At 62.1% G+C, this 16,377-nt stretch carries 18 protein-coding genes; 2 read left to right on the top strand and 16 right to left on the bottom strand.

Features of this window, described 5'->3' with window-relative positions; genetic code table 11:
* Positions 1–28: 28 nt before the first annotated feature.
* Complete coding sequence (gene recA / locus J7I86_RS17105; protein ID WP_214821720.1) at positions 29–1,072, bottom strand: recombinase RecA; 1,044 nt, start codon at positions 1,070–1,072, stop codon at positions 29–31.
* 257 nt (positions 1,073–1,329) lie between these two features.
* Entirely contained in the window at positions 1,330–1,527 is a 198-nt protein-coding gene (locus tag J7I86_RS17100; RefSeq protein ID WP_286179943.1) for a DUF3046 domain-containing protein, read from the bottom strand.
* A gap of 59 nt (positions 1,528–1,586) precedes the next feature.
* Here J7I86_RS17100 and J7I86_RS17095 point away from each other — a divergent pair, with 59 nt between their 5' ends.
* Positions 1,587–2,135, top strand: a complete 549-nt coding sequence (locus J7I86_RS17095) for a MarR family winged helix-turn-helix transcriptional regulator (RefSeq protein ID WP_214821790.1) — start codon at positions 1,587–1,589, stop codon at positions 2,133–2,135.
* A gap of 92 nt (positions 2,136–2,227) precedes the next feature.
* On the opposite strand, the gene J7I86_RS17090 is transcribed toward J7I86_RS17095, so the two are convergent.
* The 8 genes from J7I86_RS17090 to J7I86_RS17055 all read right to left on the bottom strand — a co-directional run bounded on the left by J7I86_RS17090 (position 2,228) and on the right by J7I86_RS17055 (position 11,116).
* A complete protein-coding gene (locus J7I86_RS17090) occupies positions 2,228–2,662 on the bottom strand; it encodes a helix-turn-helix domain-containing protein (protein ID WP_024820363.1) in 435 nt (144 codons plus the stop codon).
* Positions 2,663–2,799: 137 nt separating this feature from the next.
* On the bottom strand, positions 2,800–3,312 hold the full coding sequence (locus J7I86_RS17085; protein ID WP_214821718.1) for a CinA family protein: 513 nt from the start codon (positions 3,310–3,312) through the stop codon (positions 2,800–2,802).
* The gene (pgsA, locus tag J7I86_RS17080) at positions 3,309–3,911 is read right to left on the bottom strand and encodes a CDP-diacylglycerol--glycerol-3-phosphate 3-phosphatidyltransferase (protein ID WP_214821717.1); all 603 of its coding nucleotides are present in this window, start codon (positions 3,909–3,911) and stop codon (positions 3,309–3,311) included. Before pgsA ends, J7I86_RS17085 begins: the two co-directional genes overlap by 4 nt.
* A 24-nt stretch (positions 3,912–3,935) precedes the next feature.
* On the bottom strand, positions 3,936–6,803 hold the full coding sequence (locus J7I86_RS17075) for a DNA translocase FtsK (protein ID WP_214821715.1): 2,868 nt from the start codon (positions 6,801–6,803) through the stop codon (positions 3,936–3,938).
* A gap of 75 nt (positions 6,804–6,878) precedes the next feature.
* On the bottom strand, positions 6,879–8,570 hold the full coding sequence (locus J7I86_RS17070; RefSeq protein ID WP_214821713.1) for a ribonuclease J: 1,692 nt from the start codon (positions 8,568–8,570) through the stop codon (positions 6,879–6,881).
* Between the two features lie 6 nt (positions 8,571–8,576).
* Positions 8,577–9,509 (bottom strand): 4-hydroxy-tetrahydrodipicolinate synthase, encoded by a 933-nt coding sequence (gene dapA / locus J7I86_RS17065; RefSeq protein WP_214821711.1) that lies wholly within the window; start codon positions 9,507–9,509, stop codon positions 8,577–8,579.
* A gap of 190 nt (positions 9,510–9,699) precedes the next feature.
* A complete protein-coding gene (locus J7I86_RS17060) occupies positions 9,700–10,035 on the bottom strand; it encodes a hypothetical protein (RefSeq protein ID WP_214821709.1) in 336 nt (111 codons plus the stop codon).
* Between the two features lie 91 nt (positions 10,036–10,126).
* Positions 10,127–11,116, bottom strand: a complete 990-nt coding sequence (locus J7I86_RS17055; protein WP_214821707.1) for a GDSL-type esterase/lipase family protein — start codon at positions 11,114–11,116, stop codon at positions 10,127–10,129.
* Positions 11,117–11,166: 50 nt separating this feature from the next.
* Here J7I86_RS17055 and J7I86_RS17050 point away from each other — a divergent pair, with 50 nt between their 5' ends.
* Entirely contained in the window at positions 11,167–12,402 is a 1,236-nt protein-coding gene (locus tag J7I86_RS17050; RefSeq protein ID WP_214821706.1) for a heparan-alpha-glucosaminide N-acetyltransferase domain-containing protein, read from the top strand.
* Here the strand turns inward: J7I86_RS17050 and J7I86_RS17045 are convergent.
* Genes J7I86_RS17045 through glp form a run of 6 tightly spaced genes read right to left on the bottom strand, consistent with a single transcriptional unit; the run spans position 12,378 to position 16,373 of the window.
* On the bottom strand, positions 12,378–12,866 hold the full coding sequence (locus J7I86_RS17045; RefSeq protein WP_214821704.1) for a hypothetical protein: 489 nt from the start codon (positions 12,864–12,866) through the stop codon (positions 12,378–12,380). The two genes, J7I86_RS17050 and J7I86_RS17045, sit on opposite strands and share 25 nt — an antisense overlap.
* A gap of 4 nt (positions 12,867–12,870) precedes the next feature.
* Positions 12,871–13,629, bottom strand: a complete 759-nt coding sequence (gene dapB / locus J7I86_RS17040) for a 4-hydroxy-tetrahydrodipicolinate reductase (protein ID WP_214821703.1) — start codon at positions 13,627–13,629, stop codon at positions 12,871–12,873.
* Between the two features lie 51 nt (positions 13,630–13,680).
* Positions 13,681–14,136 carry a molybdenum cofactor biosynthesis protein MoaE gene (locus J7I86_RS17035; protein WP_214821702.1) on the bottom strand — a complete coding sequence of 152 codons (456 nt, stop codon included), beginning with the start codon at positions 14,134–14,136 and terminating at the stop codon, positions 13,681–13,683.
* Positions 14,126–14,623, bottom strand: coding sequence for a molybdenum cofactor biosynthesis protein B (locus tag J7I86_RS17030; RefSeq protein WP_214821701.1), 498 nt, complete (start codon positions 14,621–14,623; stop codon positions 14,126–14,128). Before J7I86_RS17030 ends, J7I86_RS17035 begins: the two co-directional genes overlap by 11 nt.
* Positions 14,620–15,159 carry a cyclic pyranopterin monophosphate synthase MoaC gene (moaC, locus tag J7I86_RS17025; protein ID WP_214821700.1) on the bottom strand — a complete coding sequence of 180 codons (540 nt, stop codon included), beginning with the start codon at positions 15,157–15,159 and terminating at the stop codon, positions 14,620–14,622. The genes J7I86_RS17030 and moaC overlap by 4 nt, the downstream gene beginning before the upstream one ends.
* Positions 15,147–16,373 (bottom strand): gephyrin-like molybdotransferase Glp, encoded by a 1,227-nt coding sequence (gene glp / locus J7I86_RS17020; RefSeq protein WP_214821787.1) that lies wholly within the window; start codon positions 16,371–16,373, stop codon positions 15,147–15,149. Before glp ends, moaC begins: the two co-directional genes overlap by 13 nt.
* Between the last annotated feature and the right edge of the window lie 4 nt (positions 16,374–16,377).

Genomic DNA, 16,377 nt, shown 5'->3' with positions numbered 1-16,377 from the left:
TATCGAAGAATCCGCGGCCGGCCCTCTTCTAGCCGTCAACGGCCTTCAGCTTCGGGGAATCCTCTTCGACCTTGGCGACGCCCACACCGAGCTTTTCCTTGATCAGACGTTCCAATTCCTGGGCGAGTTCTGGATTGTCGCGCAGGAAGCGACGCGAGTTCTCCATGCCCTGGCCCAGTTGATCGCCGTCGTAGGTAAACCACGAGCCCGACTTCTTGATGATGCCGTGCTCCACACCCATGTCAATGATGCCGCCCTCGCGGGAGATGCCCTGGCCGTAGATGATGTCGAACTCAGCGATCTTGAAGGGCGGAGCCATCTTGTTCTTGACGATCTTTGCCTTGGTGCGGTTACCGACGGAGTCCGCACCTTCCTTCAGGGTCTGGATGCGGCGAACGTCGATGCGCACTGACGCGTAGAATTTCAGCGCCTTACCACCTGTAGTGGTTTCCGGGGATCCAAAGAACACGCCGATCTTTTCACGCAACTGGTTGATGAAGATGGCGGTGGTCTTGGTCTGGCTGAGGCGGCCGGTGATCTTACGCAGTGCCTGGCTCATGAGCCTGGCCTGGAGGCCAACGTGGGAGTCGCCCATTTCGCCTTCGATTTCAGCGCGAGGCACCAGGGCGGCCACGGAGTCGATGACCACGATGTCCAGCGAGCCGGAACCCACCAGCATGTCCATGATCTCCAGGGCCTGCTCACCGGTGTCCGGCTGGGAGACCAAGAGTGCATCCGTGTCCACGCCAAGCTTGGCGGCGTAATCAGGGTCAAGCGCGTGTTCAGCGTCGATGAAGGCCGCGATACCGCCGGCGCGCTGTGCGCTGGCTACGGCGTGAAGTGCCACGGTGGTCTTACCCGATGATTCCGGGCCATAGATTTCCACCACGCGGCCTCGGGGCAAGCCCCCAATACCAAGGGCGACATCCAGTGCAATGGAGCCGGTGGGAATGACCTCAATTGGTGCGCGGGTGTCATCACCCAGGCGCATGATGGAGCCTTTGCCGAACTGCTTGTCGATCTGGGCAAGCGCTGCTTCGAGCGCCTTCTCACGATCCGGGGTTGCCGCCATGGTTCACACCTCTGATGCTTTCTCGCTGTGGAGTGGCCCGAAGGGCCGCTTTCCTGTCATGTCAGACGTTATTACGGTGCACTGACATTTTTAGTAGCCGGCAGTGGCTATGTGGATAAACCGGGTCCGCCGGAAGCTCTGGAATGCGTCCTTCAGGATCAATTTTCCTCTCACAGGAGCATATCCCCATCCGAACAGATATTCGAACAAAGCATCGGCGTGTCCCAACGCGGGCGCCCGCCATCGAGTGCCGGCGCTTAGTTGGCCGCCGGCTTGATGTCCCTGCCCAGCCTTCGCTCAGGAGGAACGTCCTGAACTTCGCACATGGCCAACCACACCTCTCGCGGCTGATAACCGGAGGCCAATGCCTCGACCGCGGTCCGTCCACCTACACCGGCGAGTACCAGGGAGTTGGCCAGGACCCGGGAGTAGCCTGCCCCGAATTCGTCGTCCATTAATCGCCAAAAGTCACTTGCCCTCACCGATAGAGTCTCTCATGACGCCGGACTCTAGAATGGTTGCCATGAGCAATCCTCTCCAGAGCACCCCCGGTCCGGCCGTGCCAGGCGATTCCGTGGACGACGCCCTCCAGCAGGTGGAACACCAGCTGAGCCTGCTCTGGCGCCGCGCCCGTTCGATCTCCCATCAATTGTCACGGCAGGTCCATCCGGACATGGAACCGGCCGCCTACGGGCTCCTTACCGTCATCCGCAGGGAAGGGCCCATCCGACTCACTGACCTTGCCACCTGCATTGGGGTGGGCAAGCCTTCCGTGAGCCGTCAGATCGCTTTCCTGGAGAGAATCGGCCTTGTTTACAAGGAGGCGGACCCGCAGGACGGCAGGGCCCAATCCATCCGGTTGACGGATAAGGGCGAAGAGAAGATGCACCAGGTTCAGGACGCTCGGAGGCAGGTATTCCGTGAACGTCTCGGCGAATGGCCGCTGGAAGACGTCCAAACGCTCGCTGACTACATGGGCCGCCTTAACGCCATCTACGGCGATGGCGTCCTCAACGTGAAGGATCCGGAAATCGACGTCGAGGCCAAATCCGAGGCCGTCTGAGCAGCATCCAGCCCATTGGACGACCCGCGCATTCAACGAAAAAGGTCCCCAGCCTCAGGCTGGGGACCTTTTCCATGATTCTGGCGAAACGGTTACCGGGCTCCGGAGAGCATTCCCTGCGGGAAGTCGTCCGTGAGGTCCAGATCGCGACCATAACGCTGGGAGAATTCCTGCGGAACAGTGTCCGGAACTGCAACACCTTCTGCGACGGCCACGCGATCGCTGACTTCGCGAAGCATGTGGGACAGCGGAACATCCAGGGCTGTGCAGATAGAAGACAGGAGCTCGGAAGAAGCCTCCTTTTGGCCGCGTTCAACTTCACTCAAGTAGCCGAGTGAAACGCGGGCGCTGTGCGAAACCTCGCGGAGGGTACGGCCCTGACGCTGGCGGACATCGCGCAGTACATCACCGATCTCGTGGCGTAGTACAACCATTTTGCGCTCCTTCTGTTCGCTCTGTGTCTGATCAGCCAAGCCCACATCCTTCCAGCGGACAACGCCGTTTACGGATACGGGCTGCTTTACCATCTGTATCGCCTTGCTCCCTCATTCATCCGGTTCGCTGACTGGCGGACCGGGTTGGTTTTTACATCCTAGGCGCCCCGGCTCTTCCGAAGCGACACAATGACACAACTATTGGCAATCAGTTTTTGTTCCCGACTACTTTACGAACGGTAACCAACGTCACTCAACGCAGCAAGCAGACGCGCCACAGCCGCCTCGCAGGCTTGCTCCCTGATGGAATGCCTGTCCCCCGAAAACCTGTATTCAAACGACTCGGTTCCGGATTTACCGGCAATTCCAATGAACACCGTTCCTACTGCTTTGCCGTCGTGCGGATCGGGTCCCGCCACACCCGTGGTGGAGATCCCGAGGTCGGCCCCGCAGACCCTCCGGGCGCCATCGGCCATTGCTTCCGCCACTTGCCCGTCAACGGATCCCACAGCGTCAAGCAGCTCCTGCGAAACGCCCAGAACGCCGGCCTTCACCGAATTCTGGTAGGCAACCACACCGCCCTGCAGCATTCCGGAGGCGCCCGGCGTGTTGGCCAGCGTTGCAGCAACCATTCCGGCTGTCAGTGACTCAGCCGTGGCTACCGTGAGTTTGTTCCCGATGGCGATAGCGACCGCAGCCGTGGATGTCTGCGCGGCTGCGGATGCGCCTTCATTTTTCGTCATGCACGCCGCCCGGCCGCGCGCAGTTTAAGGGCCTGGACCACATACTCCACTCCGGTCCACAGAGTAATGGCAAAAGCCAGCATCATGACCCAGAAGGCGACGTCACCCAGCCAGGGAGCGAACGCCTTCAGCGGAAGGATGTAGAGGAAGATGGCCACGGTTTGGATTACTGTTTTCAGCTTGCCACCCCGGGAGGCCGGCATGACGCCGTACCTGATGACGACGAACCGGAGGGCTGTGATCCCCCACTCCCGGACGAGGATGAGGATGGTCACCCACCAGGGCAACTCTCCCAGGATGGACAGCAGAACGAGCGCGGAACCGATCAGCAGTTTGTCGGCGATGGGGTCTGCGATCTTACCGAAATTGGTGATCAGGCCCCTCGCCCTGGCGATGTCGCCGTCGAGCTTGTCCGTATAGATGGCGACGGCGAAAACCACTACGGCCGCCCAGCGCCAGATACCGTACTGGCCGTCGTCGGCAACAAGGAACCATATGAAGAACGGAACCAGGGCGATGCGGAGCATTGTGAGGATGTTGGGCAGGTTCCAGATGTCGGAGCTGCTGGAAGTCGCGTTATCACCCTCGGCTTTAGTCACCCCACAAGGCTACCCTCTTTGGGGCTACCTTCCCGTGAGGGACCAGGCGTCCTCGCCACCCTCTTGATCATCATTCGGGACATCGGCGCCGTCGTGATATTCAATGGCTTGCGTGCGGTTGTCCAGGTCCGCCTGAACGAGGTCCTCGGCGTAACCGCCGACGGCGATGTTCGAGTTCGCGTTATCGCTCAGTGCCGCCGTGTGGGCGTCGGGCGCAGCCGGTGACTCCTGACCCTTCATCGCGGCTAGAACGGCAGCGAGGTCATCAGGCTTGACCAGGACATCGCGGGCCTTCGAACCCTCCGAAGGACCCACAACTCCGCGGGATTCCAACAGGTCCATGAGACGTCCCGCCTTGGCAAAGCCGACTCGAAGCTTTCGCTGAAGCATGGACGTTGAACCGAACTGCGTGGTCACCACAAGCTCCGTTGCCTGGAGCAGGACTTCGAGGTCGTCGCCGATGTCGTCATCGATCTGCTTCTTGGGCGCCTCGGCAGCGACGTCGTCACGGTAGACGGCCTGCAACTGCCCCTTGACATGCTCCACAACCTGATGGATCTCCGACTCCGTAACCCAGGCACCTTGGACACGCATGGCCTTCGAAGCTCCCATCGGAAGGAACAGTGCATCGCCTTGTCCGATCAACTTTTCGGCGCCCGGCTGGTCCAGCACAACACGGGAGTCCGTCACGGACGATGTCGCAAACGCCATGCGGGATGGAACGTTCGCCTTGATCAGGCCGGTCACGACGTCCACGGATGGGCGCTGCGTTGCCAACACCAAGTGGATGCCGGCAGCACGAGCGAGTTGGGTGATACGGACAATCGAGTCTTCGACGTCGCGCGGCGCAACCATCATGAGGTCTGCGAGTTCGTCAACGATCACCAACAGGTATGGGTAGGGCTTGATGACGCGCTTGGAGTCCACAGGCGGCACAACTTTGCCTACCCTGACCGCTTTGTTGAAGTCGTCAATGTGCTTGTAGCCGTAGTTGGCGAGGTCGTCGTAACGGGCGTCCATCTCCCGAACAACCCACTGCAGGGCCTCAGCAGCTTTTTTGGGGTTGGTGATGATGGGCGTGATGAGGTGCGGGACGCCCTCGTAGGCCGTGAGTTCCACGCGTTTGGGGTCCACCATGACCATCCGTACCTCATCCGGCGTGGCGCGCATGAGGATTGAGGTGATCATGGAGTTCACGAAGCTGGACTTACCAGCGCCGGTGGCGCCGGCGACGAGCAAGTGGGGCATCTTGGCGAGATTGGCTACGACGTAACCTCCCTCGACGTCCTTGCCGACACCCATGACCATCGGGTGGTCCGTCCGGCGCGCATTCTGGCTCCGCAGCACATCGCCAAGGGACACAGTTTCACGGTCCGTATTGGGGATCTCAATGCCGATGGCTGATTTGCCGGGGATAGGGCTCAGTATCCGCACATCGCTCGATGCCACGGCATAAGAGATGTTCTTGGACAAAGCGGTGACGCGCTCCACCTTGGTACCCGGTGACAGCTCGATCTCATAGCGCGTCACCGTGGGACCTCGGCTGAAGCCCGTCACAGCGGCCTCTACGTTGAACTGCGTGAGGGTGTCCGTCAGGGCGGCGACGACGGCGTCATTGGCTTCCGTCCGCTCCTTGGGAATGGAGCCCGGCGTCAGGTAGTCCGAGGCCGGCAAGGTGTAGGTGACGTCGCCCGCCAAGGACAGTTGCTCTGTACGCTGCGGGATGGGCGTTTGCGGGAGGGGTGCTCCCGCAGGTTTCGCCGGAACCTGCGCAACCGGAGGTGCGGGTGCGGGCATCTCAGGGGTAAGGATCGGGATGGCTTCGGTGGGGTTCTCGATCCCGGGGGTTGTTCCCAGGCCTTGGGCGGCCTTGATCTTCTCGACAGCAATTTCCGCCTGTGTTGGACGACGCACGCCCGGCGGAACCCGTGGTGCAGACGCATCCGGATTTTCGTCGTCGTCCACAATAGCGTGCTCGAAAGCCTCGTCACCGACGTAGCCTTCCAAGCTGGTGTCAGGTTCCTCGTCCTTGCCGAAGAAGCGCATACGCTTTTTCTTCTTGGGCTTGGCGGCGGCCTCATTTTCGTAGAGGTAGCTGCGGTCATGGGCGTCCTTGCCGGACTCGTCCATGAGGTCGACGCCCATGAGGTGCTCGTAGGCGCCCCGGATGCGGGACGGGATGGCACCGAACGGCGTGGCTGTGACGATCAACAGGGACACAAACGCCAGCAGCCCGTACAAAACAATGGGCACAGCTACGTGGATCGCAGCCAAGGGAGCAGCTGCCAGGAAGCCCAGCATTCCGCCGGCCTTGCGCAAGCCGTCGAAACCGTCCGCAACGGTGGGCAGGCCGCCGATGACATGGGCCAGGCCGGAGCCGGCCAAGGTCATGATCATGAAGCCGATGCCCACCCGGTTGTTGCCGCGTCCGTCCTGCGGCTTGCGGAAGAGACGGAAAGCGCAGACGAACAGCATGAACGGCAGGATGAGGGACATCCATCCGAAGGTGCCGTTGACGACGCTATAGACCATGTCCGGAAGCCAGCCGGTCAGCCCCCACCAGGCAAAGGTGGCGATCGCGATGCCCAACACCAGATTGAACAGGGCTGCGCCATCCCGGCGGTCGGCGGGGTGGAGATCGCTGACGTCATAGCCGATTCGCCGGACACCGGCGCCTACGACATGGCCGATCCCCTGCCAGAAACCTGACAGCATGCGCAGCGGCAGCGGCGCTTGGGGCTCGACGGCGGCCGCCTGCTTGGTGCGGGCAGTGCTGCCTCGACCGCTTTTACTGGCGGATGCGCTGGTTTTGGATGCGGCTGTGCTCCGGCCTGTGCCGCCGGATTTGCTGCTGGAGCTGCCTCGTGGCGTGGAGGTAGTACGGGTCGCCATAAGTGCCACGCTACCCCAAGGGGGCCTGAAATCCGCGGATTTCAGGCCCCCTTGGGGATTCATGTTGCCGGGCGGTTACGCTTCCAGGACTACCGGGATAATCATGGGGCGGCGGCGAAGCTTGCGGTTGACCCAGGTGCCGATGATCCTGCGGACCACTTGCTGCAGCTGGTGGTTGGTGTGATCTGTGTGGTTAAGCACAGCTTCTTCGAGTGCGGCGTTGATCTTGGGAATGATCTCGTCAAACACCGAATCATCCTCGGCTACGCCACGGGCGTGGATCTCCGGGCCGGACACGATCTTGCCGGTGGTGCGGCTGATGACCGTGATAACGGAAATGAAGCCCTCATCCCCCAGGACGCGGCGATCCTTGAGGTCGGCGTCGGTAATCTCGCCCACGCTGGAACCGTCCACGTAGACGAAGCCCACTTCCACCTGACCCACCACGTTTGCCTTGTGGTCTTTGAGGTCGATGACTGTGCCGTTGTCGCTCAGGATGATGCCCTCGGACGGAACGCCCGATTCGAGCGCAATGTTGCCGTTGGCAATGAGGTGGCGCGTTTCACCGTGGACGGGCATGGCATTGAGGGGCTCGAGGATGTTGTAGCAATAAAGCAATTCACCGGCGGCCGCGTGCCCGGAAACGTGGACTTTTGCAGTGCCCTTATGGATGACGTCTGCGCCGAGTTTCAGAAGGCCGTTGATGATGCGGAAAACGGCGTTTTCATTGCCCGGGATAAGGCTCGAAGCCAGGATCACGGTATCGCCCTTGCCCACAATCACACGGTGATCGCCGTTGGCCATGCGGGACAGCGCTGCCATTGGCTCACCCTGCGAGCCTGTGGACATGAGGACTACGCGGTCGTCCGGCATGTTGTCGATGTTCTTGATGTCAACCAGGATGCCTTCCGGGACATCCAGGTACCCGAGCTTGGCGGCGATGGCCATGTTGCGGACCATCGAACGGCCAACGAAAGCCACCTTGCGGTTGTGCTTGGCTGCGGCATCGAGAACCTGCTGGACACGGTGGACGTGGGACGAGAAGGAGGCCACGATGATGCGCTTCCTGGCCTGTCCGAACAACCGGTCCAGGGTAGGGCCGATTTCTTTTTCGGCTGTGGTGAAGCCCGGCACGTCAGCGTTGGTGGAGTCTGCCATGAACAGGTCCACACCCTCTTCACCCAAGCGGGCGAAGTGGCGGAGGTCCGTGATACGGCCATCCAGCGGCAGCTGATCCATCTTGAAGTCGCCCGTGTGGAGGACATTTCCGCCCTCTGTGCGGATGAAGACAGCCAAGGCATCAGGAATGGAGTGGTTGACTGCTACGAACTCGCACTCGAACGGGCCGAACTGCTCAACCTGCCCCTCAGTGACGGTCAGCGTGTACGGCTTGATCCGGTGTTCCTGAAGCTTGGCTTCCACCAAGGCAAGGGTCAGCTGGGATCCGATCAGGGGGATGTCAGCCTTGAGGCGGAGGAGGTAGGGAACCGCACCAATGTGGTCCTCGTGACCATGGGTCAGCACGACGCCTACGATGTCCTGCAGCCGGTCCTCGATGTACGAGAAATCAGGCAGGATCAAGTCGACGCCGGGCTGGGTCTCTTCGGGGAAGAGCACGCCGCAGTCAACCACCAGCAGTTTGCCGTTGATTTCGAAGACCGCCATGTTACGGCCGATCTCTCCCAGTCCACCGAGCGGGACAATCCGCAGCGTGCCTTGAGGCAGTTTCGGCGGAGTAACCAGTCCGGGAAGGGCGGTTTGGGTCATGTTTTGCTACTTTCCGGCGGAACCGTCCTGGACGTCGAAGTCCATTCCGGCTTCCGCCAAATCCCCGCGGATGATTTCGATCTCGGCCGCGTCCGGCTCCACGAGGGGCAAACGGACAACCGAGTTGGGCAGGACTCCCTGCCACTTGAGAATCTGTTTGGCGGCTACTGCGCCTTGGACCCGCGTCATGGTTGCACGTATGACGGGTTCCAGTTCAAAGTTGATGGCCCTTGCCTTGGCGAGGTCGCTGGCGTTGACGGCATCGATCAGCTCACGGAAGCGGCGGGTGGCTACGTGGGTGGTAACGCCCACCAGGCCGACGGCGCCGAGCGCCATCCACTGCAGCGTCAAACCGTCATCACCGGAGTAGAAGACCAGGTCCGTCTCAGCCATCACGCGCGTTGCGGCGGCAAAATCCGCTTTGGCGTCCTTCACAGCCACGATGTTCTGGTGCTTCGCCAGCTCAATCATGGTTTCGGGAGCGATCGCAATGGAGGACCGGCCCGGGATGTCGTAAAGCATGACGGGCAGGTCCGTGGCCGACGCGATCGTCTCAAAGTGTGCACGAACGCCCGTTTGGCTGGGCTTGTTGTAGTAAGGGGTGACGATCAGGAGACCATCGACGCCGAGTTCCGCCGCGCGCTGGGAGAGGTGCACAGAGTGGGCGGTGTCGTTGGTGCCGGTGCCGGCAATGATGGCAGCCTTGCCACCAACGGCCTCTTTGACTGCCCGGAACATTCCGAGGTTTTCGTCATCAGTAAGGGTTGAGGTCTCTCCAGTGGTGCCGGTGACCACGAGTCCGTCGCAACCGTCTTGGACGAGCTTTTCTGCCAGCGTTGCGGCTTGGTCATAGTCCACCTTGCCGTCCTCAGTGAACGGGGTGACCATGGCGGTCAGCAGAGTACCAAGGGCGGGAACGTTAGCGCGCAAGTCAGACATACGAAAAACGTTACCCTGTGACGGGCCGGTTGGAAGAATGGGTCCCGCCTGATGGTCCTCATTCACCGCGGCTATCTGGGCACCCATGTGTAGGCCAAGGCGAAGTTCCTCGCCCTGCGTGCACAGTGCGGAAACTGCGTAGGCGTCCGCCTGGGCCTGGGCCTCGGCCGCAGCCGCAGCGCGGCGTCCGTCACGCTGGTTTAGGCGCCCGCGTGGGCTCCTCTGCACAATACTGGGCCACAGCCCGCTCTTTGAGTTGTTCCGCCCAAGCCACCAGGCGCTGGGAAGCTCGAACATATTCAAAGAGTTCAAGGGGTGTCAACGACGCCAAGTCTGCCTCGGATAACCGGCGGGCGAGTTCGGCACCAGGCGCCTGCTCAGCCAGGGCGGTACCTTCGCGGCGCCACTGGGTGTCTTCCGGTGGCTCACCGGCAACGAGTTGCCTGAAAAGGAAATCGACCACGCCGGGGCTCATCGCTTTCATGGGACCTTGGAGGCCTGCCGGCGGCTTGGGAACATCATTCATGCAGCAATGCTATTCGAACATATATTCGAAAACAAGGGCCGGGCAATACGGGCGTGACGAGCAGTTGAGCATCGCGCTTGTAGTGTGCGAGTTAGCCCGCAGCGGCGGAGATCGCTGCCAAGGCCGGGCCCAGCCTCTCAGCCATCAGCCGATAGCCTTCGTTATTGGGATGCAAAGTGTCGGGCATCAGCGCACCCGCCTCCTCCGGTGTAAACACCCCGGCGCCGTTGAGTAGGTGAACCAGAGTGTCCCCGCGTTCGCGGATTGTCCGGACTACATCGGCAACTGCGTTCCTGTAATCAGCCAGCGTCCAGCCTGCGGAGTTGGCCACGTGTTCGCGGGGAAGAGACAGCAGGGGAGAAATGATCGCGATAGGCACCCCGGGGTGTGCCCGGCGGACATTGTGGACAAACCCAAGGACCTGGCTTGCAAACGACCTTCCGGAAAAGGCGGCAACGTTATAGGTGTTGATGCCCAGGCAGAGGGAAATAACATCCGCAGGAAGCTGGGAGATCGTGCTCTCAACTGCAGGGTCCAGTTGGCATTCGCCTCCGAAGCCAAGCGATTGCAATTGCCAGCCAAGTTCCCTGGCCACCAACGCCGGCCACGCCTCGGAGGGACCATGTGCTGTCCGGCATTGAGTGATGGAACTTCCGTAGGCTATCCACCGTTTACCGGTTTCCGGAGCCACCCTGACGTCTTCGCCTTTGAGGGATACCTCCAGCACCCTCAGGACACCGTAATGCGGCAACCACAATTGCACTCGGGAGTGAGGCGGCATATCACCAAGGTCAAGGTCATGACTGACGCGTCCAGCCCCGGAGACCCGATGCCGCAGGACACCGTTTACGAGGACGTCGAAGTCAGTTCCGTCGTCCGGACCTTCGGCTTCAATGACCACATGCCCCGACGTTGCTGTCCACGTTGCGTGGATTCCGGCGCACATCCTGGCACGTTCCGCCAGCCCATCTGTGGCAGGAGGCATGAACAGCGCAGAGTCGAGGCGCCTGAACTGCTGCCAGCCATCGGAGTCGACGACGATCTCGAAAGCTCCGGCCCACTGGGCGTTCACGGATTCCATGTCATGGAACTCTACAGTCGGCCGGCCGGTGATTATGAGACGATCGCTGCATGACTTCGCAAGAGACGGCACCTCCGCGAAAAGCCCCGGGTAAACGCACGGTTCCCCCGCGGCTCACGGGGGTCGATGCCGCCAGGGGTGCGGCCTTGCTGGGGATGATGGCCACGCACGTGATGCCCACGTTTGGTCCTTCCCCGCAGTGGGACCCAACGTTTGTAGGGCTGGTGTTTTCAGGCCGATCCGCGGCCCTCTTCGCGGTACTGGCCGGCATCGGACTGGCGCTCAGCACAGGCAAACAGGAGCCCCGCAGCGGCGCGGATCTGCGGGCTGCCCGGGGTGGAGTTGCCATGCGCGCCCTGGTGATTGCCGTCGTCGGACTGATGCTGGGAGGCCTTGATGTCAACGTCGCTGTGATCCTGGTTCACTACGCTGTCCTGTTCCTGTGCATCCTGCCGTTCCTTGGTCTCCGGCTCAAGGCTCTCTGTTTCTGGGCACTCGGCTGGGTCCTGTTGTCTCCGCTGCTGGCTTATCTGGTCCGGCCGCTGCTGCTGGACGCAAACCCTCCCTTGACGCTGGGTCATAACCCCAACTGGGAGGATTTCGGAACCCCTGCACGCCTTTTCGCCGACCTCTTCTTCACCGGTTACTACCCCGTGGTCCAGTGGATCTCATATCTGCTGATCGGACTGGTGATCGGACGGCTGGCGCTGACGACGGCGAGAGTCCAGCTGCTGCTGGTGACGTCCGGGATTGCGGTTGCCGGCTTGGCAAAAGTCGTCGGGACGCTGGCCATGGAGGCGTGGGGCGGACGGGCTGCATTATCAGCCCTCCCGGTCACCAGGGGATATCCGTTGGAAAGCATGCTTCAGGTCAACGTCACCGGATTGGAACAGACGGGCTCCTGGTGGTGGCTGGCAACGGCAGCCCCGCATGCCGGAACCACCTTGGACCTGCTGCACAGCGGCGGCGTAGCTGCGGCGGTAGTGGGCATGTTCCTGCTGCTTGGCACCTTGGCGGAGCGACTCAAGGTCAATTTCCTGGTCCTGCTGAGCGGGCCGGGGGCCATGACGCTAAGCCTCTACTCTGCCCATGTCTGGGTGCTGTCCGGCTTCACCAACCAGCCGTTGCCTTCGGGGTGGACGGACGTGAGCATGTATTGGGCCCAAGCACTCTCCGCCATTGCGATCGGCGTCTGTTTCGCCGTGCTCCGGCGCCGCGGACCAATGGAATGGGTAGCTCACACCGCGTCAAGCCTGGGCAGTCACCGGCCTGCCGGGGTGGGCTGAGCGCGGAAGAGCTTCACGGCGTCACGCATTGACGCGCGGGCCCGTTTGCGGTCCCCTGAAGCATCGTAGGCGCAGCTCAGACGGAACCAGGAACGCCAGTCCTCGGGGGCGGCCTCTGCCTCGGCGCGGTACTTCTCAAACTCGGCGTCAGCGGCGGCCCGCACTATGCGGCCGCCCGGAGTGCGCGGGAGGTCATCCACCGGCAACCCGCCCTCGGCCTCCAGGACCTTCGCCATCTGTTCGGTCCGGGCACCAAAGAGCAGCTCACGGATGAGCGCCCACGCGCCGACGACCGGCAGTACCAGATAGGCCGCTCCGATCCCCTTGGCAACCAGATTGGGGTCGCCGAGCAACAGGAAAGAGCGCTGTACCGAAACCACCAGGTAAAGCACCAGCAGCAGCGTGATGGCACCTACCCAGATTTTGGTGCGATTCTTCTTCAATGAAGTCCAGAAATTACCCATCGCCTTAGAGACCCAAGTCCAGGTAGCCGTCCAAGCCCACGGTGAGGCCGGGGTTCGCCGCAACTTTGCGAAGCCCCAGCAGAACGCCCGGCATGAAGGAGGCACGGTCAAAGGAGTCGTGCCGCAATGTCAGCTGCTCACCGGGACCGCCGAAAAGCACTTCCTGATGGGCCACCAGGCCGCGTAGGCGCACACTGTGGACACGGATACCGTCCACATCACAGCCCCGGGCGCCATCCAAGGATGTTTCGGTGGCGTCCGGGCTTGCCGGGACGCCGGCTTCCTGGCGCGCTTCAGCGATCAGTTGCGCCGTACGCACGGCGGTGCCGGATGGGGCATCAACTTTATTGGGGTGGTGCAATTCGATGATTTCCACGGACTCGAAGTACTGCGAAGCCTTGGCCGCGAAGGCGGATGCGAGCACGGACCCAAGGGCGAAGTTCGGGGCAATCAGAACGCCGGTGGCCGGCTTCTGTTCCAGGAGGCTGCGCAAAGATTCAAGGCGTTGGGCATTCCACCCGGTGGTACCTACTACGGCGTGGATGCCGTGCTCAACGGCGAACCGGACGTTGGTCTCGGTGGTGTCCGGAACGGTTAGGTCAACAACGTACTGTGCACCGGCGTCGAGCAGTTTCTCCAAGGAATCGCCGCGGCCCAAAGCGGCCACCAGCTTCATGTCTTCGGCTGCGTCAACAGCCTTAACGGATTCCATTCCCATACGCCCATGGGCACCCAGCACTGCAACAGCAAGTTGTTCGGTCATGCCGTTAACCCTACCGCCGGGCCGGAGCCCGGCAGGAACCGTTACTCCGGCCTACTCCCCCGCGCCGACCCATTCCACAGTGCCGTCCGTGAAGAACTGTTCCTTCCAAATGGGGACCTGCTCTTTGACCCGGTCCACCAGCTCGGAACACACGGCGAACGCCTGACCCCGGTGGGCAGCAGCCACCGCACACACCAGTGCAGGGTCCCCGATCTCCAGCATGCCGATCCTGTGGGCAGCCCAGATCCGAACCGGCTGTGCAGCTTCTCCGGAGTGCTCGGCCACCAGCCGCGCCACGACCTCTGCCATCACCTGATGCGCTGTGGGATGCGCGCTGTAGCTCAACCGGTCCACAGCCTTGCCGTCGTCGTGATTTCGGACAACGCCGCTGAAGCTGACGACCGCTCCCGCAGTATCCGATTCCACCGCGCTGATGGCTTGTTCCACGGAGATGGGCGCGGCGCTGAGAACAGCGCTGACCACTTCAAAGTTTGTTTCAGTGCCCATGGTTTCCTTCCAATTGCTCACAGAGGTGCCCGATCACAGGGTCCAGGACAGCCAACCCGTCCATAACGCCTTTCGGGGATCCGGGCAGGTTGATGATAAAAGTTCTTCCTGCTGTTCCGGCGTGGCCACGGCTCAGCATGGCCATGGGGGTTTTGACCGCGCCAGCACGCCGGATACCCTCCATGATGCCCGGAATCTCGCGCTCGAGGAGCGCAATTGTCATTTCGGGTGTGCGGTCATCCGGGCTAAGACCCGTTCCTCCGCTGGTGATCACCACAGCTGGCTCCTGTGTCAGGAGGGCCCTCAGGGCAGCGCCAACCGGCTCACCGTCCGGCACCACCATGGTGGGGAAGGTATCGAACCCGTGTTCGTTGAGCCAATCGAGGATGATCGGGCCCGTTTCGTCGGCGTAAACTCCCGCAGCTGCGCGGGTTGAAGCAATAACGACGCCGGCCTTTCGCGGCACGTTCGGCTCGCACGCACTCACGCGCCGGCCCCCCCTTTGGTTGACTGTCCGGCGAGGTCCCAGTCGCCGCTTTTTCCGCCGCTCTTGGCCAGCACACGGATATCGGTCAGCACTGCATGCTTGTCCACGGCTTTGATCATGTCGTAGACACTCAAGGCCGCCACCGAGGCAGCCGTCAGGGCTTCCATTTCGACGCCGGTCACTCCTTTGGTCTTGACGGTTGCCAGGATACCGACCGAGTCGGTGCCCAGCTCAAAGTCCACGGTGACTTTGGAGATCGGCAATGGATGACACAGCGGAATCAGATCTGGCGTCTTCTTCGCCGCCATGATCCCTGCAACGCGCGCCACGGCAAGGGCATCACCCTTGGGTAGCTCGCCTGCACCCAGGAGTGCCAGCACCTTGGCCGTGCTGTGGACAGTGGCCGTGGCAGTGGCTTCGCGGGTAGTGACGGCTTTTTGGGAGACGTCCACCATCTGCGCGGTGCCGTCCTGCCTGAGATGGGTCAAGCCTGTGGCGGGTTCTGTGGTCCCGGAGGTTTCATTCACAGCATCCATACTTCCACTTCGTCCCCTTCGGCGAGTTCCGTGACGTCGTCGGGAATCTGCACCAATGCGTTTGCCCGGGCCAAGGCATGGACCAGGTGGGAACCCGCGCCACCTTCCATTCGGACCCTGCCATCCGCGTCCACAGTCCCCCGACGGACCTGGTGCTTGCTTTCGGGGGACGTCAGCGGTTCGGCCAAGCGTGCCCTCAGCACCGGCCTCGGTGCGGGGGTTCCCAGTACCTGCGAAAGGGCCGGCCGGAGAAACATCTCAAAGGAAACCAGGCAGCTGACCGGGTTCCCGGGAAAGCCAAGGAAGGGGACGCCCTCAAAGGTGCCCAACCCTTGTGGGCCACCGGGCTGCATGGCCACCGGGAGGAAATCCACGGGCTGATCCGCCATGGCTTGCCTGACGACTTCGTAGGCGCCCTTGCTCACTCCCCCGGTAGTGACGATGAGATCTACGCAGCTGTCCCCCGGCCCGGTGTGGCGGCGGAGAACCTCCAGCAGCTTGGAGGGGTCGTCGTCGGAAATCCCGGCGCGAACCACCTCGAGGCCTGCTTGTCGCATGGACGCTTCGAGCAGTGTTCCGTTGGAATCGAAGATCTTGCCGGTTGTGAGCTCGGCCCCCGGCTCCACTACCTCATCTCCGGTGGTGACCAGGAGGACGCGGCACGTCCGGCGGACGTCAACGGTTGTCAGGCCCAAGGCAGCCAACAAGCCCAATTGAGCAGGTCCCATCAGGGTGCCGGCGGCCAGCGCCAGGGTCCCCTCCCCGATGTCACTGCCGCTGTCCCGGACGTAGGTGCCGGGAGCCAGCGGAGGCAGCTCCACAACAGCTTCCCCTGCGGCAGGGGCCGGGAAAGCGTTCGGAGTTGCCTTTTCAATGGGCACGACGGCGTCGGCCCCCTCGGGGATCATCGCTCCGGTCATGATGGGGGCGGCGAAGCCGGGCTTAAGTGCGGCCGGCGCGGAACCTGCCGGAACCGGCTCCGTGACCCGGAGCTCCGCGCCGCCGTCGGGGATGTCTTCTGAGCGGACGGCGAATCCGTCCATTTGGGAGTTAGCGAACGGAGGCAAGGAAAGTGGCGCGTAGACGTCCACGGCGAGCGCCTTACCCAGCGCTTCCAGCAGTGGCAGGGTGATGTTACCCCTGCCCGCAAGGACGCCGGTCAACAGTTCCACCACTGCCTGGCGGTGGGCTGCAACAGATCTGGGCACGGATATCCTC

The organism is Arthrobacter sp. ISL-95 (genome assembly GCF_018613695.1).
Taxonomy (GTDB): domain Bacteria; phylum Actinomycetota; class Actinomycetes; order Actinomycetales; family Micrococcaceae; genus Arthrobacter.
Note: the sequence above shows the minus strand (reverse complement) of the source record. Positions and strands in the feature narration are given on the sequence as shown.